The organism is Fimbriimonadaceae bacterium (genome assembly GCA_019638775.1).
In the GTDB taxonomy this organism is placed as follows: domain Bacteria; phylum Armatimonadota; class Fimbriimonadia; order Fimbriimonadales; family Fimbriimonadaceae; genus JAHBTD01.
Genome location: JAHBTD010000001.1, coordinates 778,457 through 800,860, shown reverse-complemented (window position 1 = coordinate 800,860; position 22,404 = coordinate 778,457). Strand labels below are relative to the sequence as shown.

At 55.8% G+C, this 22,404-nt stretch carries 19 protein-coding genes; 7 read left to right on the top strand and 12 right to left on the bottom strand.

Annotation, left to right across the window (positions count from 1 at the left end; genetic code table 11):
• Nucleotides 1-342: 342 nt before the first annotated feature.
• Both KF784_03710 and KF784_03705 read right to left on the bottom strand, forming a co-directional pair.
• Nucleotides 343-957, bottom strand: a complete 615-nt coding sequence (locus tag KF784_03710; GenBank protein MBX3118146.1) for a hypothetical protein — start codon at nt 955-957, stop codon at nt 343-345.
• Nucleotides 954-1,880 carry an NTP transferase domain-containing protein gene (locus tag KF784_03705; protein MBX3118145.1) on the bottom strand — a complete coding sequence of 309 codons (927 nt, stop codon included), beginning with the start codon at nt 1,878-1,880 and terminating at the stop codon, nt 954-956. The genes KF784_03710 and KF784_03705 overlap by 4 nt, the downstream gene beginning before the upstream one ends.
• A gap of 46 nt (nt 1,881-1,926) precedes the next feature.
• Here KF784_03705 and KF784_03700 point away from each other — a divergent pair, with 46 nt between their 5' ends.
• Nucleotides 1,927-3,165 carry a hypothetical protein gene (locus KF784_03700; GenBank protein MBX3118144.1) on the top strand — a complete coding sequence of 413 codons (1,239 nt, stop codon included), beginning with the start codon at nt 1,927-1,929 and terminating at the stop codon, nt 3,163-3,165.
• 62 nt (nt 3,166-3,227) lie between these two features.
• On the opposite strand, the gene KF784_03695 is transcribed toward KF784_03700, so the two are convergent.
• The 6 genes from KF784_03695 to KF784_03670 form a co-directional block, all read right to left on the bottom strand.
• The gene (locus tag KF784_03695) at nt 3,228-3,899 is read right to left on the bottom strand and encodes a hypothetical protein (GenBank protein MBX3118143.1); all 672 of its coding nucleotides are present in this window, start codon (nt 3,897-3,899) and stop codon (nt 3,228-3,230) included.
• A 9-nt stretch (nt 3,900-3,908) separates the two neighbouring features.
• Nucleotides 3,909-4,745 (bottom strand): hypothetical protein, encoded by an 837-nt coding sequence (locus KF784_03690; protein ID MBX3118142.1) that lies wholly within the window; start codon nt 4,743-4,745, stop codon nt 3,909-3,911.
• 128 nt (nt 4,746-4,873) lie between these two features.
• Complete coding sequence (aroF, locus tag KF784_03685) at nt 4,874-5,899, bottom strand: 3-deoxy-7-phosphoheptulonate synthase (GenBank protein ID MBX3118141.1); 1,026 nt, start codon at nt 5,897-5,899, stop codon at nt 4,874-4,876.
• A gap of 54 nt (nt 5,900-5,953) precedes the next feature.
• Nucleotides 5,954-8,191 (bottom strand): DEAD/DEAH box helicase, encoded by a 2,238-nt coding sequence (locus KF784_03680; GenBank protein MBX3118140.1) that lies wholly within the window; start codon nt 8,189-8,191, stop codon nt 5,954-5,956.
• A gap of 3 nt (nt 8,192-8,194) precedes the next feature.
• Nucleotides 8,195-9,025, bottom strand: a complete 831-nt coding sequence (tatC, locus tag KF784_03675) for a twin-arginine translocase subunit TatC (GenBank protein MBX3118139.1) — start codon at nt 9,023-9,025, stop codon at nt 8,195-8,197.
• A 13-nt stretch (nt 9,026-9,038) separates the two neighbouring features.
• On the bottom strand, nt 9,039-10,547 hold the full coding sequence (locus tag KF784_03670; GenBank protein MBX3118138.1) for a hypothetical protein: 1,509 nt from the start codon (nt 10,545-10,547) through the stop codon (nt 9,039-9,041).
• Nucleotides 10,548-10,881: 334 nt separating this feature from the next.
• On the opposite strand from KF784_03670, the gene KF784_03665 reads away from it, so the two are divergent.
• Together KF784_03665 and KF784_03660 are read left to right on the top strand one after the other, a co-directional pair.
• Entirely contained in the window at nt 10,882-11,736 is an 855-nt protein-coding gene (locus KF784_03665; GenBank protein MBX3118137.1) for an RNA polymerase sigma factor RpoD/SigA, read from the top strand.
• A 42-nt stretch (nt 11,737-11,778) separates the two neighbouring features.
• Nucleotides 11,779-12,963 carry a M50 family metallopeptidase gene (locus KF784_03660; protein ID MBX3118136.1) on the top strand — a complete coding sequence of 395 codons (1,185 nt, stop codon included), beginning with the start codon at nt 11,779-11,781 and terminating at the stop codon, nt 12,961-12,963.
• Here the strand turns inward: KF784_03660 and KF784_03655 are convergent.
• Genes KF784_03655 through KF784_03645 form a run of 3 tightly spaced genes read right to left on the bottom strand, consistent with a single transcriptional unit; the run spans nt 12,927 to nt 16,478 of the window.
• Entirely contained in the window at nt 12,927-13,565 is a 639-nt protein-coding gene (locus KF784_03655) for a hypothetical protein (protein MBX3118135.1), read from the bottom strand. The genes KF784_03660 and KF784_03655 overlap by 37 nt on opposite strands.
• Before the next feature lies 1 nt (nt 13,566).
• Nucleotides 13,567-15,384: a M3 family oligoendopeptidase gene (locus KF784_03650; GenBank protein ID MBX3118134.1), complete on the bottom strand. Its 1,818-nt coding sequence runs from the start codon at nt 15,382-15,384 to the stop codon at nt 13,567-13,569.
• Nucleotides 15,385-15,401: 17 nt separating this feature from the next.
• Entirely contained in the window at nt 15,402-16,478 is a 1,077-nt protein-coding gene (locus KF784_03645; protein MBX3118133.1) for a hypothetical protein, read from the bottom strand.
• A gap of 194 nt (nt 16,479-16,672) precedes the next feature.
• On the opposite strand from KF784_03645, the gene KF784_03640 reads away from it, so the two are divergent.
• Nucleotides 16,673-17,137 (top strand): purine-binding chemotaxis protein CheW, encoded by a 465-nt coding sequence (locus tag KF784_03640; protein MBX3118132.1) that lies wholly within the window; start codon nt 16,673-16,675, stop codon nt 17,135-17,137.
• Between the two features lie 395 nt (nt 17,138-17,532).
• Here KF784_03640 and KF784_03635 read toward each other — a convergent pair whose 3' ends face one another.
• Nucleotides 17,533-18,123, bottom strand: a complete 591-nt coding sequence (locus KF784_03635) for a dTMP kinase (GenBank protein ID MBX3118131.1) — start codon at nt 18,121-18,123, stop codon at nt 17,533-17,535.
• A gap of 65 nt (nt 18,124-18,188) precedes the next feature.
• Between KF784_03635 and KF784_03630 the strand changes: the two genes are divergently transcribed.
• From KF784_03630 to KF784_03620, 3 genes are all read left to right on the top strand, one after another.
• Complete coding sequence (locus tag KF784_03630; GenBank protein MBX3118130.1) at nt 18,189-19,565, top strand: hypothetical protein; 1,377 nt, start codon at nt 18,189-18,191, stop codon at nt 19,563-19,565.
• Between the two features lie 69 nt (nt 19,566-19,634).
• A complete protein-coding gene (locus KF784_03625; protein MBX3118129.1) occupies nt 19,635-20,969 on the top strand; it encodes a hypothetical protein in 1,335 nt (444 codons plus the stop codon).
• Nucleotides 20,970-21,018: 49 nt separating this feature from the next.
• Nucleotides 21,019-22,374 (top strand): hypothetical protein, encoded by a 1,356-nt coding sequence (locus tag KF784_03620; protein MBX3118128.1) that lies wholly within the window; start codon nt 21,019-21,021, stop codon nt 22,372-22,374.
• Nucleotides 22,375-22,404 lie beyond the last annotated feature (30 nt).

Genomic DNA, 22,404 nt, shown 5'->3' with positions numbered 1-22,404 from the left:
AAAAACCTTCAAGTTTAGGTCTTGCAACGCAACGAAAGACCGCTTATAATCGTTCTCACTCATGAGCCCGCAAACAAAAAGCGGGAGTTCGGGGTATAACCTGACGAGCCTGATTCAACAGTCAGGTTCAGCTCAAATTCGGAGGTGTAAGTTTATGAAGAAGATTTTTGCGATTCTGTTCGCCGTTTGTGCACTTAGTGTTGTCCTGACCGGTTGCAGTGGTGGAGACGCCGCCGCAGATGGTGGCACCACGCCGCCCGCAGATGCTAAGACTGAGTAGCCAAGAACGGCTTCAGTATCGAAATACGGCCCGATGGAGTTCACTCCGTCGGGCCACGTTCTTTATGAGGGGTCTTCGTTGGAGAATAGCGGCACGGCCTGCTTAAGCTGCTCTGTCATCTCGGCAAGCTGTTTTTGGGCTGCGATGCGCTGATCGTCGATATCCCTAAAGCTTGGATTCTTCTCGCGCAGCTCTTTTCTCGCCTCGTCGGCATCCTTTGCCGCGACCTCACCCGAAGTCTGCGCTTGCTTCAAAACTTCATCCGAGCGGGCTTGTAGGGTCTTCAGCATCTGCGTTGCGTCGATCCGTGCCATCTGCTTGGCAAGGTTGTTTGCCCACTTTCGTTGTGGCGAGTCCGGTTCAAACGCTTTTTCGATGCCCGTTTTCACCTTGCCCATTGCCTCTTTAGAGGCCGTGAGAACTGTGTCCGGTGTCGTCGCGCCAAACTCCATCGCCTGACGGTAAAGATCTTCTGCGGCCTTTGCCATGTTCTCTTTCGCGCCGGCGACCGCCTTGTCGATAGCATCCGTGGCGGCATCTTCAGCGCTCTTCTTCACGCTGGCCGCTGCCTCGTCAAGCTTTTGCTGCGCTTGCTGCTTGGCAGATTCGGCGGAGCAACCCCCAACAAAAAGGGCCAGTCCCGCTGCAATCAGCCACAAAGATCGTGTTCTCATCATTTCACACCGTACAGAATCTGATTCTCGATATCTTCACCCGATTCAACGGTCCCACCAAGGATAGAGTGCCGGATCGCCCCCTGCACCCGAACCTTTGCCCCAGGCAGCACCACGGAATCTTCAATCGCGTCGCACTCAACCGTCGCGGCTGCCCCAATCACGACAGAACTGCCGACATGACCCTTGACTGAAGCGCTTGGGGCCAATAGATGTCCGCCGTCAATAAGAAAAGCGCTGACCTCCAAGAACGAGTCCAGCGTCCCCGAATCGTACCAAACGCCCTCGTACACGCCAGCAAGCACGGTTTCGCCACGGTCGATCAACATTTGGATGGCGTCGGTGATCTCATACTCGCCACGCCCGCTCGGTTGAAGTTCAGGTAAGACCTCCCAAATCTGCGGACCGAAGAAGTAAAGCCCAGCCATGGCGAGGTTAGATTCGGGGTGCTTTGGCTTTTCGACGAGCTTCACGATCCGGTCACCTTCGGTGTTGGCGACGCCAAAGCGTGAAGGGTCCTCCACCGGTTTGACGATATTGAGGTTCGCGCAGCCGGACTCAGCAAAGCGCTTTGCATGCTTTTGGAAGCCCTCGCTGTAAATCGCATCGCCGAGATACATCACGAACGACTCTTCTCCGACGAAGTCCTTGGCAAAGCCGAGGGCGTGGGCGAGGCCCTTAGGCTCCAGTTGCCGCACGTACGAGAGCGAGAGTCCAAATTGCTCACCACTCCCGAGCGCCTCCTTCATCGTCTCCTCATTCTCCCCGACGACCATGCAGACCTCGTGGATGCCCAACTCCTTCAGCCGGTCAAAGGCATATTCCAACGTCATGCGGTTCGCAAGAGGCAGAATCGGCTTAGGGATGTGGTGAGTGACGGGAAAAAGACGCGATCCCTTTCCGGCGGCGAGGATGACTCCTTTCATGCTGGCGCAAGGATAGCACAAGCCCGTGTGCTACCATGTTATCGTCATGACTCTCGCCAGGGAAGGCTTCGGGACATGGGTCTTATGGGGCTGTTTGATAGCCCTTCTGTCCGGCTGTTCGCAGCCGAAGCCTCCCCCGTTTCCGACCTACTTTGAGCCGGAGCCCGCTTATATTCCGGTGAGCGGATCGGGCAACGCTTTCGACGTTTATGCTCTTGCCGCCCTCAAAGCGGAAAGCGTCGGGGGCGACTACCTCACCCGTGTTAGCTTTACGCCCGGGATGAAGGCCTCGATCATCGAGAAGCTTGCCGAACCCATGAACAGCATCGCCAAGACGTCGGTGCCAAATTTTGAGTTCGAGTTCAGAGCGATAAAGCCTCTTCAGCCCCCCAGCTATCAGCGGGGTTGGCTTCTCATCGGTCGCGCGATGGCTTGGCGGGTAGAAACGGCGGTCCGAAACGAAGAGTTTGCCGAGGCGGTGAACTGGACGCTGGCGGCAACTCGGTTTGGGTTCGATCTCACCGGGGGCGGAGCCACCGACGCATCGCTTGGGTTGGGCATCGTAGATCAAGCCAGAGTTGCGATCTTGCCGGGGCTTGCCCTTATGCCCCCTGCGGAGCTTGAGCGTCTTTCCACCGGTCTTTCCGATGCTCTGGCGCGTCGGCCTAAGGCCGAGCAGGTAGTTGCCCACGAGTACAAGAATATGCTTGCGGCAGTTCAATTTGTACAGGATGCCTTCCGCGCCAAGGAGTACGACAAACTGCGGGACAGGTTCGGGCTCGACGTTCGCGATGCGGTGGAGTACCTCCAGAGGCTTTCCGGCAAAAGCGCGGGCGAACGCGCTCGCTACTTCGACGATTTCAAGGCGCTTGCCGACACCATGCGCGACCGATACGCCGAGATGGCGAACCTAAGCGCGCGTCAGCGCGCAAACCTTCCTGAATTCGATCTCACAAAGCAGGGCGCCTCTTGGCGCTTTGCCAAACAGTTCTTTACCGCGCCGGATTCCTTCTTCCGGATGCGTGATGCGTCCATCGCTCGAACCAGGCTGCTCGCCATCGAGTCACGGCTGCGGGCCCTGCTCAAGACAAAGCAGCCCTTGCCGCCAAATCTCGACGTCTTTGGAAGCGATGTGAAGATTGACCCGTACACTGGCGTTCCATTCGCCTACCGCACCGAGGGCGAGGAGTATCGCCTTTACAGCGTGGGGCCGAATTTTATCGACGATCTGGGGGAGACAAATCTCTCCTTCAATGAGCCTGACCTGACCCTCGAAAAAAGATAAGCCCCACCTCTTGGGCGGGGCTGATGGGGGTGATGGAAGGATTCATGAAGAGGAAGCTGCTCTCAACCCCCGATGACCGCGACGCGGTTCTGGTTCTGGGCCGTGACGGGCTCTGCGCGCTCGATCAAGATGCTCAAGTTGTTTGTGAGTTTATAGCTCAGCTTGGTCGCTTCGCAGATCGTATCCAGCGCATATTTAAGCGAGGTGTTGATCAGGAAGGCGTCCATCTTATAGGCGGGCACGTCGGCTGAGACCTCAAGGGTTACGCCAGTCTGCTTCGAGATATCGGCGATGATGGCGCGAAGATCGGTCTTTTGGAAGCGTGTTGTCAGCAGTTTATTGAGGACGTTGACGTTGAGCGTGCCCTTGGGCGCGGCTGTTTGTACTGGCTGCTGGGGGGTCGGCTCTTGCTTCGGTTGGGCCTTGGCCTTCACCTTGTTGACGTAGAAAATGCCGTTCTGGATATCGTAATCGAGGTTCGACAGCTTGCAAACGATCTGCAGCGCCTCTTCGAATTCGATATCTTTCAGGTTGAGATACAAAGCAAAGTGTGTGTTGGGTTCGAGAACATAGTTCTTGCCCGACTGCGTGAACAGGTCGTGCAGAACGCCACGAACGTCCGATCCCTTCGAAGAGATCGAGATGTTCTTGTTTTCAACCTTTACGGGCGTTTCGTCGGCGATCGCGGTGAACGCAAGCGCGGAAATGGCGAGCAGTGCGAGAATTTTCTTCATGGTGTCTCCTTACTTAATCGGGTTGCCATCCTTGTCGTAAACGCGGATGCCAGATGACGAGGGTTTTCGCTGAGGAATACGTTTTTGTGTCTTTCGCGCCGGCGTGGGCGTGGCTGTTGTGGGCTTTGCTGCGGCGGGTTCTACAGTCTTCGGCGGAGCCTCGGTTGTAGGCGGCTCGGTTGCGGGCTGCTCGGGCAGGGTCTGTGTTGCCAGGGCTGCGGAAGCGGCATTCGCAATGCTGTCTGTGACGCTGCTGACGGTGTTGCCGAGAATCTCGGGCTCGACGGTCGTGCCGGTGGTGTCCTCTTCCGGAGCGGCGACGGGGGGAGGTGTCTGATCAAGTGCTGCCGAAGAGCTTGATGCGACCACTCGATCTCCAAAGAGCCGTGTCGGGTCCTTCATCACATAGCTCATCGCCACAAGCACTGCCGCAAGCGCTAACGAATACATCAGCGGCTTGCCAAAGAACTTCTTCTTGTCGAAGGCTTCTCGTTTCGTGCTAACCTGCTTCTCTTGCTCCTCGTGAGCCTGGGCGATACGGTCGATCAGCTTCTGTGAAAGTGTTTGCCGAGAGGGCTTGGGCTGGCGGGTGACCTCAGATACCTTAACCTCAGCCTCTTCTTCATCCTCCAAGACCTCAACTACGGCCTTTGCGGCGGGCGCACCTTGGAGCCGGAGCATGGCCTGGAGCATCGACTTCTTCTGGTTGACGATCTCCTGACAGTTCGGGCATTCCGCGATGTGTTTCTCTAATTCGGTCACAACCGCAGTTGGGAAGCTGTCTCCTGAGAGATAGCGTGAAATTTGGCCCTGTGCGATCTGACACTCGATGTTTTGAACCGGCATAGTTGACAATCCACTTGAGGTTTTTGGGGCTGACAAAGAGTCGTCCCAATAGGATTGTCGGCGCGGGTTTGCGGTTCTTTAGGTGTTTTTGACAGTATTTTTTTGGCGAGGCAAACGGACGGTCCTGTCTACTGCGGCCTCGCCACCTGCGCCTGCAGGGTCTTCAACTCGCCCATCATATCGGTGTACTGCTTGGGCGGCAGAGCCTGCGAACCATCGCTCAACGCCTTGGTCGGGTCCGGGTGCATCTCCACCATGACCCCGTCCGCTCCGACGATGAGCGCGGCCTTGGCCATCGCTGAAACAAAGCGAGCCACACCGGTGCCGTGAGACGGATCGACGATGACCGGCAGGTGTGAGTGCTCCTTTAGCACCAAAACTGCCGCAAGATCGAGCGTATTGCGGGTGTAGCTGCGATCCAGTGGGATGATGCCGCGCTCGCAGAGGATCACGTTCGGGTTGCCCTGATTCAAAACGTACTCGGCCGCAAGCAGGAATTCGTCGATAATGGCAGCTGGTCCACGCTTCAAGAAGATCGGCTTGCCGCTCTTCCCAGCCTCGATGAGGAGAGGGAAGTTCTGCATGGATCGAGCCCCAATTTGAAGCACATCGACATGTTCGGCGACCATCCCGACGAGGTCTGCGCTCATGACTTCGGTGATCGTTTTCAGCCCCGTCTCTTTGCCGACCTGCTGCATGATTTGCAGCCCCTCTTTTGCAAGCCCTTGAAAGGCATACGGCGAGGTTCGGGGTTTGAATGCGCCACCCCGTAGGAATGTGGCTCCGCTCTCCTTGACAATCTTCGCCGAATCGAGCAGTTGGTCGTAGGATTCGATGGAGCAGGGTCCCGCCATCACCGTGAAGGCCCCGGATCCAATCTTCTCCCCGCCAACATCCACAACAGTTGAGGTTCGCTGCCACTCTCGCGAGGCAAGTTTGTACGGTCGGCTAACCTGGGTGACCTTGCTGACGCCGGAAAGCCCAGACAGGGCGCTCTCCAGCATGTCTCGAATCTCTTGGGGGATTGCGCTGGGGATGCCGATCGCCACACGGTCACCGGGCAGGACTAGCGCCTCCAGGTCGTAGCTTTCAATACTGGAAACGACGGCCTGTATCTGCTCCTCTGTGGCGCCAAACTGCATCAACACGATCATGGTAGGTTCAAAGGATACCTACCGGCATATTGAGCTACCGGGCCTTACCAGGGGCTATCGACTGTCCAGCGCACGTTCCAACCATTCCAGCGCCCCCAGTTTAGAAAGAACGTCGTTGCCATCGGGACATCTCGGGAGCAATAGGCAGCGTGGGCAGCCGCCCGTGCAGGAGCAACTGAGCAACAAATCTTTTGCTGATTCTATCCATTCCGTTACGCTTTCGTAAAGTATTTCCGTGAGCCCAATCCCCCCTGGGGCTCGGTCATATATATAGAGCACAGATCCCTCATGCTCGGGCAGTTCCACAAACCAAACACTGCCGATGTCTTGTGGCGAACAGCCGGCGATAAGGGGTGCAGTTGCAAGCAGAGCGTGCTCGAACCCATGAAGGGAAGCAACCTCATCCTCTGCCGGGAACTTGGCTTCAAATCGAACAGCAAGAGTCTGATAGTCGATCGAGGGAAGATCCAAAGGCTCGGTGTCGGAGGTTTTTGAGCCATCTAAGGACCGTCTTTGATATTCATCGACGTGCTCGTGAATCTGAACGGAGCATAACCCGACCTCGAATAGTCCTTGTGCCCGCCGATCTATCTCGATCAACTCGTTCGAGGAGCCTCGAAGCAGGGCTGTGGTGTAGTGGGCAACGTCCTGCGTCTCCACTTTGACCTCTTTCGAGATGAGATCAAGCTCATTAACCACATAGGTTTGGCCTCGGTGTAGGTAAACAGCGCCCGGAAATCCCGATTGCAGTACGCGCCAATACTCCATCGTGCCCAGTTCGCCATCCTTCGTGACGATCTTAAACACATCCCCACCGGCGGATCGGATGTTGACCTTGGGTGCCGGGGCGTCAAACTCGGGATAGAAGTATCGACCCGCCGAAAACGTGAGTTCCCCCCCAGCTTCAAGGTCCGCCACAACTTGCCCAGCCGTCATCCCAAACGCATCAATCTCCTCCGGCCCAAGCGCCCGTTCGTAAGCCGCGCACTTGATTTGCTGGCTTAGGATTGCTGGATTGCCTGGGTTTAAGGGGGAGCCGCCAAAGTTTGTTCGCAAGAAACGTTCCGGGTCCGACACGATAAGAAAATCCAGCGGGTTATCCGCCGCGAGCATCACGGCAAGACCAGGTCGTTTCCCTCGCCCGGATCGCCCAGCCTGCTGCCAATATGACGCGATTGAGCCAGGGTAGCCGTTCATCAGCACAACGTCGAGCCCACCAATGTCGATGCCTAGCTCCAGAGCATTGGTGCTTGCGATTCCAAGGAGGTCTCCCGACCGAAACCTCTTCTCGATTTCCCGGCGCTCTTTGGGCGTGTAGCCTCCTCGATAGCTGTCGATCTTGTTGCCTTGCCCCTCGCCAGAGAGTTCAAGTTGCGTTGCCGCATACTTCTGTACGAGTTCGCTCGCTGTTCTGCTTTGGTTAAAGGCGAGTGATCGGCACCCGGACTGGGTTAGGTTCGCCAGCAACGACCCAGTGAGCTGATTTTGCGATGCTGGGCGTGTGCTTGCGTCAAGCCGCCTCCATGCAAATGCGTAGGTTCGTTCGGGCTTTGGTGCGCCGTCTTCAAGCACAATCATCGCCTCCCTAGAGGTAAGCAGTCGAAAGTGCTCTTGGGGGTTTGCGGTTGTAGCGGTGGCGGCGATGATTGTGGGTTTGGCGTTGTGCCAAGCGCAGAGCCGCAGCAGCCGCCGAATAATCCCTCCGACATGCGAGCCGAAAACTCCGGTGTAGGTGTGCATCTCATCCAGCACGATGTAGCGAAGGTTGCGAAGAAAGGGCGTCCAAAGTTCGTGCGATGGCAGGATGCCGAGATGGAGCATGTCGGGGTTAGAGATCACGATGTGCGCGCTCTTGCGGATCGTCGAACGTTGGCTCTTCGGCGTGTCGCCGTCATAGGTCGACAATCGCACGGGTTCGGTGCCGATCACGTTCTGGAAAGAGGCCAATTGATCCTGTGAGAGCGCTTTGGTTGGGTAGAGAATAAGCGCACGGGCGTTGGGCTCGCTGTAGCAAGCGTTGAGGATGGGGGCCAGGAAGGCCAAAGTCTTGCCGCTGCTCGTACCGGTTGCTAACACCGTGTTGATCCCCATGAGCGCGTGGTCAATGGCTTCGGCCTGGTGGCTATAGAGCTTGTCGAACCCCAACTCTGCCAGTCTTTCCGACAGCCGAGGGTGCAGCTTGCCCTGAAGCTCGGCGAATCGCCCCGGCATCGCGGGCATGGTGAACTGGTTGAGGTCCAGCGAAAACTCTTCAGCGAATTGGTGCAGGATATTGAGCGGATGCGGCTTCATCGCCTAATCCAGATCGTTCAATTCGGGATCGCCTTCACCCTTATCGCGCATTGTCAGCTTCACGAAGAAGATGCTGAGCATCAGCAGGATCGTCAGCGGCACCGCCATCATCAGCATGGTAAAGGCGTCGTTGCTCGGCGTGAGGATGGCAGAGGCGAAGAAGACGAAAACCGCACCGTGCCGCCAATAATGCTGAAGTGTCTCAGGCGTGACAAGCCCGATTTTTGCCGCCAAATACACGACCAAGGGAAGCTGAAAACCGATCCCAAAAGCCAGAATCAGCTTGAGCGTGAAGAAGACCATCGTCCCCGGCTCTTGGAAAAGTGAAGTGCCTGGGAATTCCTCAAGATAACTCAGAAACCATGCGAACGTTTGGGGAAGGATCAGCCAGCAGAAGAATGCACCCAGAAAGAATAGGAAAACGCTAATCGGGGCAAGTCTCTTGATCGGCTTCTGCTCTTTCTCTCTCAGCCCTGGCGAAACAAACCCCCAAATCTCAAGTATCAGGTAGGGCAGGGCGATGCCGATGGCGATCATGAAGGAGAGCTTAAATTTGAGCATGAACGGAGCCGTCATCGTGGAGAACGGTTCCGCGTAGACAAAGTCGGGGTGAGTTTTCTTGTAGATTTCGACAACGTCACCGATGACGTTATTTAGCAGGTCATAAAGCGGCTTTTCCAGGTACCAGCCGATAATCCAGAGGACGGTGATGACGATGACCACGCGTACAATTCGAGACCGTATCTCCTCAAAATGGTCGCCCAAAGACATACGAAACTCTTCCGGATCACCGGAAGAGTTTCGTCGCTGATTACGCTTGAGCTTGACGGGCATGTCGCCCAGTAGTTTACTTTTCTAAAGTAAGGATTTGTTGCTGACGGATGCGCATGTACTGGATTCCGCCGCCGCCACCGCTGCCCGAGTTGCCAGCGCCAGGAGCCGCATTTCCGCCGCGACCTTGTCCACCAGTTCCGGGAGGGCCACCTTCGTTGCCGGTTGCGCTACCCTGTCGGAAGAAGTTGCCAAACAGAACGTAGCCGTAGTTGCCGTTGGGAAGGATAATCCGATCATCGGCTGGGGCTGCGCCTCCGCTACCCGGAGCGCCAGGACCGCGTCCACCGCCGCCGGATGTGCCGAGGCCAGGACCGCGTCCACCACCGGTACCGGGAGCCGCTCCACCACCGCCACCGCCCGAAGGCGCTTGCATGCGGATATCCTGTTGCTGGTCGCGTGTGATCTTGACGGGGATACCGAGATCAAGAGCAAACCAAATGGTCTCTTCCATCTGTACGCCTGTGTTGCCAAGGCCGACCCCACCGTCGCTGCCGCCGGTGTTCTGTCGAGCGCCCGCGTTCAGCCGGAGGCTGTTGCGGTACTTCGCACATGGGTGCCCGGCTTCCCATTCAACGCCGAGGAGCTCGCCACGGCATGGAATCTTTTGGACCAGCGAAGTGGTTTCCGCAAGCTTTTCGAGGTCGAGGTTGCCAGCTTGGAACCAGGAGCTCCAAGTGCTCCACGTCGCATCGCTGCCGGGCTTGACCCTCTTGTTGGGAAGAGTAGGCAGTGGAAACGTTGCGAACAAATCGGTTCGCATCGATTCGCGAAGACCACCCTCAACGCCTGCATAGACAGGTACGGAGCCAAATTTCTCAACGCCCTTGCGGTCGAGCCGCATATAAAGCGGGTGCATTTCGTAGTCTTCGAATCTCTTACCCTCGGGGTCCGACTGAGTTTTCAGGAAAGCGTAGCGTTTGTTCTTCTCTGGCAACGCCTGCATTCGCACCAAGCCGTCTCCATTCCCGTAAGCGTTGTCGATTGCATAAAGCATGCGGACGTGGGAAGCTTCGATGGGAAGTTCGGCGGCGCGTCCACCAAGCTTGGCCTGAGCTTCGCTGATAGTCACAATCGCCGTTCGATCCTCGACTGTATACGTGTACTGTTTTCCTGCCTGGAACTTGTAGTGCAGGTCCAGCCCCTCTTCAGGGATCGGAATAGAGGCCACGTTGACCACTTCAATCTCAATTGAAGTTCGGTCGGTAATCCTCGAACTGTTCGCTGCATCTCGGTACAGCACTAACTCGAGCTTGGTCTTGCCATCGGGAATCTTGCGAGCCTTCGTATCGAGCAGGTACTCGTAAAAGTCACCCTTAGCTTCCAAAATCGTCCCTTCAATGAACTTGCCGTTCAAGAACACCCCAACGTAGGAATTGTCGGGAATGCTGTTCTTCGGGATCTGCACCCGAACGGTTTCGCGCACCTTGGCGCCCTCGACCGGCCTTACGATCGTAAAGGGCGCTTGGGCTAGTGCAGAGCCCGCTAAAACGGTTGCCAAAATTATCCAGGTCCAGCGCTTCATGCGTAATACCCCCCGGGCGCGACGACGCACCTCGGTTCAGACATTATGACGTGTTATAGCCTCAAGGTTGTTACAAATGCGCGCCATATCGCTGGAAATCTTCCAGAATCGTCGATAGGTCGGTGCAACCTCAAGCCCTTCTCAACGTATTTTCATCAGTACGCGGGGTGCTTCGCGCGAATTGCTAAGAACGGCTGACCTGTTTCGCACGTCTAAAAGGTCACGAAAGCAAACTTTTCGCCGCAGGCACGATTCTTGCTGCCACTGACAGGGATGCGGCGGCATAAGCCAAGCTGGGGGCCGTACTTAACGACGAAGATGAGTGGCGCAATTTATGTCAAGGGATTTTGAGCAAATCGATTCCGAAGACAGCATACCGAGCTATCTAAATAGGCTCACGAAGGAACCGCTGTTGACTCCTGAAGAGGAGCTTTACCTGACGCGGGCCGTACAGGCTGGCGATCAGGGAGCGCGGCAACGCCTGATCGAAGCCAATATGCGCTTGGTCATCAACATCGCCAAGTCGTATCGCAGCCGCGCCGTACCGCTCGAAGACCTCATTCAAGAAGGCGCCATCGGGTTGATGCAGGCCGCCGAGAGGTTCGACCCGAACAAAGGTTTCCGGTTCTCTACTTACGCAACCCACTGGATTCGACAGGCTATCGGTAGAGCCATCGACAACAAGAGCAAAGCCATCCGGCTTCCTGCTCACGTGTCCCAATCTTTGAGGAAGGTGGAGCGCGAACGCATCCGACTCGTTCGCGAGCTTGGAAAGGACCCGACCACGGAGCAACTCGCCTCCGCCATCGGTGTCTCCGCCAAGAAACTGACGACCTTGATCCAATCCTCACAAGAGATGCTCAGCCTCGACATGCAAGTGGGCGACAGTTCGGGCACCACCCTTGGCGGACTCATTCGCGACCCGAAGTCGGGCGACCCCGAACAAAACATCGTCGATGGTGAACTGATGAACGAATTGACGCGCATTCTGGCTGAGCTCAATGAGCGCGAGCAGAAAGTGATGCGCATGAGGTTCCGGCTGGATGGAAATGCCGATGCCGCGCTTCAAGAGGAGATCGCCAAAGAGATGAAACTCTCCCGCGAGCGCATCCGGCAGATTGAGGTTCAAGCCATCAAAAAGCTGCGGCTCCTCGCTCAGCGTCGTCGGTTAAAGGAAATGCTGGGCTAAAGCTCGAATTCGCTCCTTCAGAAAGCGGATTGTGCATTGCCGATGAAGCCGAAGAAATCTTCAACTCTCAGAACTTTGCTCTGGATCGACGCGGCATTCGCCGGGTTCTTCGCGCTCATGCTGCTGTTGGTCTCTGGCAAGGTACTTTTCAGCCTGCTGGCGTTCCTCATCATTCTGCCAATCCTTCCTATCGCTCTTGCGCTCGTGTATTTTCCGATCTTTATCCATGAATATGGTCACTTTTGGGCGGCAAGACGGCAGGGGTTTACGGTGGCAGTCTTTGCATTTGGACCCTTTGAGTGGACACTGCAGACAGGAGGCTGGAAGGAGCGCACTGCCGATGATCAACGACGTCTTGGAGGGTATGTCTTTGCCTATCCCGACGACGAAGTGAGAGTCCTTGAGCGTTTCCGGGCGATGATTTGGGGCGGGCCGATTGCCAATCTTGTTCTTGCTTTGGTGTCTTTTGGCCTGTGGCTCTATCTCAACGCGTCTTTTGGCTATCAGACTTGGGCATTTCCCGTATTTCTCGTTCTGCATTGGTTCTGGATTAGCGGTCTGTTGTTGGGGCTGGTGAGTTTAATCCCTTACCAATCCAGAGGCTTCTTGACAGATGGAGCGCACCTCCTCAGTCTGTCCAAAGGAGGAGATGAAGCCCGTCGAACAGTCGCAATCGTGATCATCATGGGTTGTGTTATGAAAGGGATGCTTGCCAAAGACTGGCCAGCCCATCTTGCGCCTTTGCTGCTTGTGCCAGAAGACGATACGCGAATGCATTCTCAGGGCTTGTATCTGGCGTCCTTTTTGGCTGATGCACAAGAGGATTTTGAACTTGCACGAGAACAACGCGAGCGAGCCTTGGCAATCGCGGAAGGGATGAAGGATCGCCTTCCTATCTTGGAGGCCGGGATTCGCACCGACCTTGCCTACTTGGTTCTTTCCAGGTTCGACGAACTTGAAAACGCGAAGTCTTTGATGACCGATCTCCCCGATCCTCTCACGAGCGTCCGCGGCTGGGTGACGCGGTCTGAGGCGTTGATCGCATTAAAGTCAGGCGATCCAGTTCGAGCCATTGAACTCGCCGAGACAGCCAAGTCGGAGCTGCTGTCTGAGAAAAGGATGGCTGACACGCCTTCCTATCAGAAAGGGCTCAAATCCTTAGAAGAGATGATTGAGCAGGCTCGGACCGCTCAGGAACCCGCCGCTTCAAACCTCACGCCCGAATAATCCGCACGTACGGGCAAGCCCTTCTCATCAACCCACGACACTCCGTCCGTTGACTTCAGTTCGTGGCATTTCACCTGCTTGCCGTTGATCGTGAGCGTCTTCGGGCCGACATAGGTTGTTCGCGCGATCTGCCACTCCAGCTTGTCCATATTGAAACGATAAGCTTCTACCGTTGTCCCTGCCTTTGGCTTATCTCGCAAGAACCAAAACTCGGCAAGTTGCCCGCGTGGTGCGGCTTTCGCAAGCGTCAGTTGTTTGGTCTCTCGCTTTCCGCCTTCGTCGATCACGACGTTCGCGCCCTCTTCATCGAAGGTAACCACGACCCGACGGCTCACGCGGGGGTTCTCTCCGGTGACTTCTTGGAACGAACGGATCGGCTCGCCCTTGGCGGTGTAGGTGCTCTCCTGCCGGATTTTCACCTTGGTCTGCCCATTCACCAACTCCAGCGAAAGCTGTACAAGCTTGGTTCCATCGGCATTGAGCCGTTGCGTAACGTTCGCCGTCCCGATAGTCTTGGTGCCTTGCAGGACGTTGAGCTTAGCCTGGGCTCCCGCCAGACCACAGACAAGAAACACGGCATAGGCAAACAAGAATCTCTTCATCTTAGGCTCCCCGACGAGCGCTCCACAACGCTTCGTACTCGCCAACAAGCTTCTCGATGGCGGCAAAGCCACCCTGCCAGAACGCCTCGGAGTTCAGATCAACCCCCACAATCGCCATCAGCTCTTGGGGAGTCTTCGATCCTCCAAGCCTCAGCACGCTCATGTACTTCTCGGCAAACTCAGGTCCTTCGCGCTTGGACATCTCATACAGCGACAGGGTCAATAGCTCGCCAAACGAATAGGCATAAACATAAAACGGGGCGTGGAAGAAGTGAGAAACATAAATCCACCAACGCTTATGCTGCTCGCCCAGCTTTACGGATTTGCCAAACATCCCTTGAAGCTGCTCTTGCCAAATCTCACCGAACCGTTCGGACGTCAGTTCGCCCTTGTCTCGTCGCTCGTTGTGGCATCGTTGCTCGAAGCCAAACATCGCCGCTTGCCGGAACGCCGAGGCGAAAATGCCCTCGATCTTCTCGCCATAAAGCGCGAGTTTGTCCTTTTCGGAGGCGGTCCTTACGATGTCTTCGAAGACCAGCATCTCGCCAAAGATCGAAGCTAGCTCAGCCATCGGCAGCGTGCCGTGCGAGTTAAAGTAGGTTTGCCCGCTCGAAAGAGAGGCATGAGCTCCGTGTCCAAGCTCATGGGCAAGCGTCATCACGTCGTTCGCCTTGTTCAGATAGGTCATGAGCATGACCGGGTGAGTATCGGGTGTGTTGAAGCTGCAGAACGCGCCGCCGCTTTTACCCTTGCGGGGCTCGGCGTCAATCCAACCCCTTACAAAGAACTCGTCCGCTTTACGCCCGAGCTCGGGATGGAACCCCGAAAACGCCTTCACCACCATCGACCGCGCGTCGTCCCAAGCGACTTGTCCAGACGCCTCGAATAGCGGGGCATAGCGATCGATATGGGTGAGTTCGGGCAGGCCGAGAATCTCTCGCTTGACCTCATAGAATCGCTCAACCAAGTTCGTGTGCTCGGCGCATAGCCGCACAACCAGGTCCACAGTCGATTTCTCAAGCTCGTTGGAAAGGTGGCGGGTGTGCTCGGGATAAGGGTGCTTGCGCAGCTTATCGCCGATTCGGTGATCCAGCAGCAGCGTGTTATAGATAAAGGTGACCGTCTTCTCTAACTCTCTCAGCCCCTCAGAAAGGGAATCCGCAGCAGCCTGACGGACTGCTCGGTCCGCATCGCGCAGAAGGTCCACTACTTCCGATTGCGTCAGCTCCTCGGTCTTATTCGTGTTGGGGTCGGTATATCGAAAGACGTGATTCGAGTTGAGCTCTTCGTGCAGCCGAACCCAAGCCCGACAACCCGAATTTGCCGTCTCCTCAAGAATGATCTCTTCGGGCTCGCTGAGGCGGTAGGGGCTAAGCGAGCGGACCACTTGAAGATAATGCCGATAGCCAGCCAAACGCGAATCATCCACCAGTCGATCAAGCGCTTCTTGAGGGGCCGCTTGAAGCTCCAACTCAAAGAACATCAGCTTGACGTTGAGCTCCGAAGCTCTTTCGGTCTGATCTTGCAGGAAAGCGCCAAGCTCTGGGTCGCTGGTGTCGGCGGCAAACAAGAGGTTCGCGTAAAGAATCGGCTTTACTGCGTCCTGGCTGAGCGTTTCAAGATTGGTGATTGCGGATAGCAGGGTCTCAGCATCCAGGGTGGGCGAGTTGATCTTGCCGCGATACTGCTCGGCAAAGGCATCGGCCCGGCGGTGCGCTTCCAGCCAAGATTCTTCGATTTCGGGATCGTCGGGTGAATCAAAGAAGGCGGTCAGGTCCCACCGCACGGCGGGAGGGGTCAACTCTTGCGTGGCGCTCATAACCCTATTATGCCGGTCTATTTGAGCGCTTTGGCAGAGGCGATGATGTCGTTTGTATATTGGCTAGGCTGATCGCGGTCAAACCCGTACCACAAACGATTGAGCAGGCCCTGCTTATCGATGAGGAAAAAGGTTGGGCTACCCGGAAGGCGTAGCTCCTGTTGAGCCGCTGGCGTCGCCGCATAAAACTTGGGAAACTTTGCAACGTACTCTTGCGCGTTTGCTTTCGTGCCCTGCACCATCAAAACCGTCTGTACTCCGCTCTTGGCAATGCTCGCGCTGATGGTTGCCAACTCCTTCATTGCCGCCTTGGAAGGCTCACAATTCGGGCGGACGAATACGGCAAGAAAGGGCTTGCCTTTCATACTGCTCAACGCGGCGCCGTTTGCCACATTGCGCCAGTCCTTCGCGGGGAAGGGGGATCCCATTTCGAGCGCGTACTCGGGGGTCTGAACTCGGTCTGGCGAATACCCTTTCGGAGGGTTGACGTTGAAGGTGGAGCTAGCGTTGCCCAGCCGATAGTTTGAGAAGCTGATGGTCCAAACCTTATGTCCGTCGTCATCGTCAAGATCGGTCTTCAAAGACGTGAGCTTTCCGTTCTGATCGACGTAGGCCAGGATTTGAGCCGTGCCCGATTGAGTTGAGAACTGGGCCGATAGTGGCGTCAGGACGGAACTCCCCTGAACCACCTTTTGGCCTGCTTTGAACTTCGTCCCGGTTGGGGCCAGATGCCGCAAATCTCCCGTGATGAAAACGGAGGGGAACGCATAGGTCGGCGTCATGCTGATCTCCCCGCGAGGCAGCAAGGGGCCGTAATCTCGATACTCCTGATATTGCTTCTCGAAGTGATCCACCTCGATTCTTCGAGGTCCGTTCACACCAAATTCGTAGCTATGCTGCCCCCAATCGACTCTGAGGTTGAGCTTGTCGGGCTTCGAAAGCGAAAACTGCCCTCTGCCGACCGGCGCGTAGTTTTCAAGCTGGACCTGAATATCCACCGCCATTGTTGGGTTCCGCTGAACAAGCGCGGCGAACCTATCAAGCGCGGCCTTGGCGTCGTCGACAGCTACGAGAAGAAGAGTGGCGATCAGCATGGTGCGGCTCCGATGACTATTATGCCGACGTTCGGCCGCCGGTAAGTTTGCTTGAAGGGATTACGTCTGGAAAATGTGCGAGGTTCCGCCCTTTCACGCTGTGGAAATCAGTACCCGAGGGACAAACCATCCTTGGCTCTGCGGTTCAAGCAGGCTTCGTTTGGCCTTCTGCAGAGAGGAATGAGAGGGTATTCATGGCTGAAAACAAATATGTGATCTTTCGTTTAGATACTGAGCGCTACGGTATTCCCATCGAGGCCGTCGAGCGTATCTTGCCGACCCAACCGGTCACCAAGCTTCCAAAAACACCCAAGATGTTCGTCGGGATTTTTGAGCTTCGAGGGAGCACCATCCCCACGATTGACGCACGGCTCCGATTTGAAATGTCCGAAAGCGACAACGCAAGAAACTTCGTCGTTGTCCTCACCGAACTTGGGCGATGCGCCATGCGCGTCGATGAAGTTGTCGGCATCATCACGTTCGACGAGACCGAGATCGACGACAGTCCTCACCTCACCGAGTCCCGAGGCGACGACTTCATTCAGGCTATCGGCAAAAAGGGTGACCAGATTACCGTTCTGCTTGAAGCCAACAACATTGTTCCGAAAGCACTGCGCGCCACTGTTGCCGCGCAGAACAAAGAAGCAGTAGCGGCCTAAATCGCGAATGTGTCCAGAAGATGCCCTGCCCGACAATGGAGTCGGGTGGGGCGTTTTCGTTTTAGATTTTAGATTTTGGATTTTGGATTTGGGATTTGGGATTTGGGATTTGGGGCTGTGATCCTTGTCACTTTCCCTCTGTGTGAGCTTGCGAAGATGAGGCAGGGGTGCAGGGGAGGGCTATGGCAGTAAAGGGTAAGGAGGCAAGGATTGTGAACAGAACCCGACACCATGGGAGCAAAAGTGCTCGCCGCTTTTTGACTCCCAACACCTAGCTGCACGTTCCTAGCGGCAAAGACCCACTCGCCCAACTCCTCTCCCTTGAGGGAGAGGACCTGTGAGCAAAGCGAACAGTGGTGAGGGTGACCACTCCTCCCCCTCCCACTGTTAGCTATTCACTCAAAGCTCATCGCCCCAAAAACATCCGCAAAAACCTCTTCCTTCGACTTGGACGCATCCACAATCCGCCACCGCGCAGGTTCTTCCCTTGCCAACTCCAAAAACCCCTGCCGGACCTTTTTGTGGAACTCGAGCGGCTCCGCATCCAAGCGGTCCTTGCCCTGTACCCGCGCAAGTCCGACCTCGGGATCGAGGTCGAACAGCAGCGTCAGGTCGGGCTTGAGCCCGCCAGTGGCAAACTCGTTCAGCTCTCTCAACAGGGCTCGGTCGAGTCCCCGCGCTACCCCTTGATAAACCACGGTTGAATCTGAGTAACGGTCACACAGCACGGTCTTCCCGGCTTCGAGTGCAGGTCGAATAAGGCTCTCGGTGTGCTGGGCGCGGTCGGCGAGGAAGAGGAAGAGCTCGGTCCGAGCGTCCATGGCTTCTCCGTGGAGGATGAGCTGGCGGATCGGCGGCCCCAGTGGACCGTCACCCGGTTCGCGGGTGGTGACGACTTGTCGCCCTTGTGCCCTGAGCTTTTCTGCCACCAGCGCAAGGATGGTGGATTTCCCGGCCCCTTCCGGTCCCTCGAATGTGACGAACACGGTGGAAAGGATACTCCGAACCCAGCGCTGAACGCGGAGCACGCATCATCCGTCCTGTCCATCAAGTGACCAAAAGGAAGAAGTTCTGGGTGTTTGGAGTTGGTGGCCTCATCGCAGTGCTTGTGGTGGTGCCCGGGGGCGTGCAATACCGCTCCTCCATCCCTTTCCTAAACGCCGCATCCAAACTTCCCGCCCTCTCACAAAAGGCACAAGATATCGGCTTGCCCACGACCGAAGCAGAACTGTTTGCCCAACGCCCCGTCACCGACGGCGACAATCTGTGGAAGGACTCAGACACGCTCAGGGCCCTCTGTCTATCCTACAAAAAGGCCGCCCAACCGCCCCATAGACTCTGGTCATTCCGTTTGACTCAGGCAGACGAGAGCGAAATCCAGCGCATTAAGCACGAAATGGCGAGCGTCGAGCCGATCATCAAGGAGCTTCAAAGGCTTGTCGAAAAGCCGAAGCTGTGCTTTGCTACGCAACTGACTCATGTTGACTACAGCGCGAACAACGCTATCTATAGCGAAGGCGTCGCCATAGTCTGCTCTGCCGCCGCTGCTGAGGCCAAGCTGGGAAGAATTCCACGAGCCCTGAAGCTGCTCGAACTTGCCTCGCGTTTGTCCGCAAAGTCCATTGACGAACCGGGAGACTCGGGGAGACGACTCCATTTTCATGCATACGGGAAGGTGTTTGAAGCTGTAATGAATTCGCTCGACGAGCTAACGAGCAAGCCGGAATATCGCAAGGAGCTCGACCGCATTCTCGCCGAAGAGTACAAGCCGGGAGATGCCGCATGGTGGTTCAAGACAGACCTGGTCCTGACATGGCCTGAGTTCAAGAAGATTTCGGCCTCCATTTCAAGCCGACGAAGCCACATTTTCGAGAATCCTGCTCAGGGGATCGACTTTGCACTGCACGATCCAGTGCCGCTTACAGTGTCTCCGGAAACTGCCCAAAGAGCCTGCCAAGCCCACCTCCTCGCTGGATTTCTCACAGGCGTACGCAAGCATCAAGAGACCGGGCAGACAAGTGACCTCTACTCGGCGTCGCTGAACTATTGGAATGCAGGGCTCGCGCGCAATGACGCCTCCTTTTTTCGCTTTGAGAACTTCGTCACATACATGAAAAACGGCGAAAGCAGCGCCCTTGCGGTCGAAACTCGTCGCAATCTGATTCTTGCTTTGCTCCAAATTGTCGACTATAAACGCAAACACGGACACCTGCCCGTGTCCTTGGAGGATGCTGGAGCGAACTTGATGGACCCGATGTCGGGCAAGCCGTTGCAATACCGAAGAGAAAATGGACGCGCAATCGTTTACGGCTACGGCTTTGACCTCAAGGATGATAGCGGTATAGCCACGCAATCCGTAGATATGGTCATGTCCTACCCGGCACGCTTCCCACGAATACTGGAGATCACATCTCGGGGTCAGTTTTAGCAGCGATCCTTCTCCCCACGTCGTAACCCTTTCCATCGCGTTACCGTCCTTCACATTGTGAAGAGAGCGTTGAAGTTGCTACTTTTGACTGCTGTAGGTTCGGCGGGGCTCGCATGCCTGGTCTTTTTCGCGCTCACCATTTACATCAACCGTCCCTTCAACGCAGCGGCCGATAACCTCTCCAAACTCCGCAAGGAAGCTGTTGCGGCGGGACTGCCAACGACCATAACTCAGCAACACGCCGATAACCCGGTTCCTAATGAGGCCAACGCAGCCAATGAGATGATCCATGCTCTAGTGCTGCTGGACAAGATCGAGCCTCGGATCGTCGAGAATTCAAAAAACTGGACAGCAACCTTTGAGCATGGCACTGTCGAGGATCGCAAGCAGGTTCTAACGGAAGCAAAGCAGACTCAGCCTTGCATCAACGCCCTTTACATTGCTGCGCAAAAGCCGTTGGTGCGTTTCGAACGGGATTGGGAACTGCCGTCAAAGATTTCGGTTTCGGAGTATTCCAAAATCAAGTCCGCTGTCTCACTCCTCACCGCTAGCGCCTTTTTGGATGCCCAACAAGGCGACATTGAGCATGCAATCCAAAATATTGAAGCGGCTTACCGAATCTCCAATCAGCTTGCTGGCGAGGCGCCGCTCACAGCGCTGATGACTCGTGAACGCTGCCTGCGAATCTCAGACTTCGGCGTTAACTTCATTCTCGACAAAGTGGGCAAGGACCCATCGGTGTTAGAACGACTCTCCAAAATCGTCGCCGCAGGACACCCGCCCATTGACGTATTCTGGTCGGCCAAAACCGAGTTTGTTTTCGGATACATGTTTCTAAATGAGACCGCCAGAACGACCGTGAGCTGGAATCAAGCATTTGAAGACATCGGTTTGGGCAGCGCTGACCGTGGGATTCCATCGCTTTCCTCAAAACGTGCGGTAAGCGATGGCTTCGAAGCGCGTTTCCTTGAAGGTTATCTTTCGGCCAAAGCCGCTTACGACAAATCGAAGAGTTACCTTGCCTTCTGCGCCGAGCTAGACCGGCAACGGGTTATGGCAACTTCCAACAAGGATCCAAGCTACATCTTCCTTTCGCTCGTCACGCCGCATTGGAACTACACAATCAACGTCCTTAATGAAGGACAGTGTTTCCATGATCTTCTCGTTGCATCCATCGAAGTGGCAAAGTTCAAACAACGCACGGGCAGACTCCCCAAGAACCTCGAAGAAGTTGGCGTATTCACTCCGGACATTTATGGATCGGGGCCCCTGTTTTACCGGATTGAGGGCACACGGGCTGTCGTCTATAGCCTGGGCAAGAACGGAATTGATGACGGTTCGCCTTTGGGCGAGTCGTCCGACGATTTGCGAATGGCGTATCCGCCATATATCCCAAAGCGATAGGCGACGAGAGAGAATCGGTTCGATCGACAATTTGACGTAGAGTAATGCTGTGAAGAGAGCGCCGAAGCTGTTGGGGTTGATGGTGGGCGGGGCCGCACTGGTCGCTTTCGTGTTCTACTTCGGCGTCCGGCAACGCGCTGTCGGACCCTACCAAGCTGCCGCAAACGAACTTGCCACACTCGAAAAGGAAGCTGCAAGCCTCGGACTGCCCTTCACCGAAGAGCAACTTTATCAACTGAAACCGCTGGCAGAGACTGACAACGCGGCGGATAAATTCATGAAAGCTCGGTTAGTGTTCCGAGAGCTACGCGACCAACACTTTGCGATCTACAACGATTCCTGGCCCTCGCGCCTAACCTATGGAAACGAATTGGACAAACAAGCGGTCGTCAAGGAGATCAAACAGTTCGAACCCCTCTTTGCTGCCTACTCCCAAGCAACGCAGAGGCCTTGGTTGAGGCTGAAGCGAGACTGGGAAAAGCCCGGAACTTTCAACTACGAACTCCCAATGGTTACCGATACCGTCAGGTTTTGCTCTGACCGTGCGGTGGCGCTTGCGCTTCTTGGCCGAAGCGCTGAAGCTATAGAAAGCCTTCGCGTTGCCTACTCCTTGACACGGGCTTTGGCCTATGATTTGGGCGTGATGGGCATGTTCACACAACTCAATGCCTATACAATCGTGGATAAGTCAGCATGTGCACTCGCGACCACGTTCTTCAACCAGTCGGATATGTTGGAACGGCTACGCGAAACCGTCGAATGGGGGCGAATCGCCGTTGATCCGGAGTGGACGCTTGCGGGAGAGTTTTTTGTCAGCTACATGCAATATCGAGCCACTGCGCGACGTTCTGCCGAGATCGACCAGATGCCGGGCAGTCTCTCGGTTGAAGGCGTCTTTGGCCCGGAGGACCGAGAGGCTCCAGCAAGCGTGTCTGAATCGCTTTTGCAAGGTGCCCTCCAAGCACGGCACGTAAGCGCATTCAACTCGGGCGTGAAGCGATTCAAGGAAACAAAGAACCTTAACGAATTCGGCGCGGCTTACAGACAATCGACCGCAGTAGGGGTAAAGCAAACGGATAGAACCTACAGTCTCGCCCAGGAGAATAGCGAATTCTATGACCTCCTAGGCGATGCAGTTATGCAATGCAAAGCTCGACTGAACGTGCTTCTCGCCACGATAGAAGTCGCCAAATTCAAACATCGCACAGGCCGACTTCCTAAAGACCTCGTCGAGGCGGGGATAAGCCTCGGCGACCCATTCGGCAGTGGTCCTCTTTCTTACCGGTTAGACGACAGCACGGCGATGATCTACAGCCTTGGACGAAACCGAATCGACGATAACGGCAGTAGCGTCAGCAACTCAGACATCGTGATGAAATTCCCCACCGTTATCAAACGCCAGTGATAAAAGAAAACAAAGTCGTCTTCTTTAGCC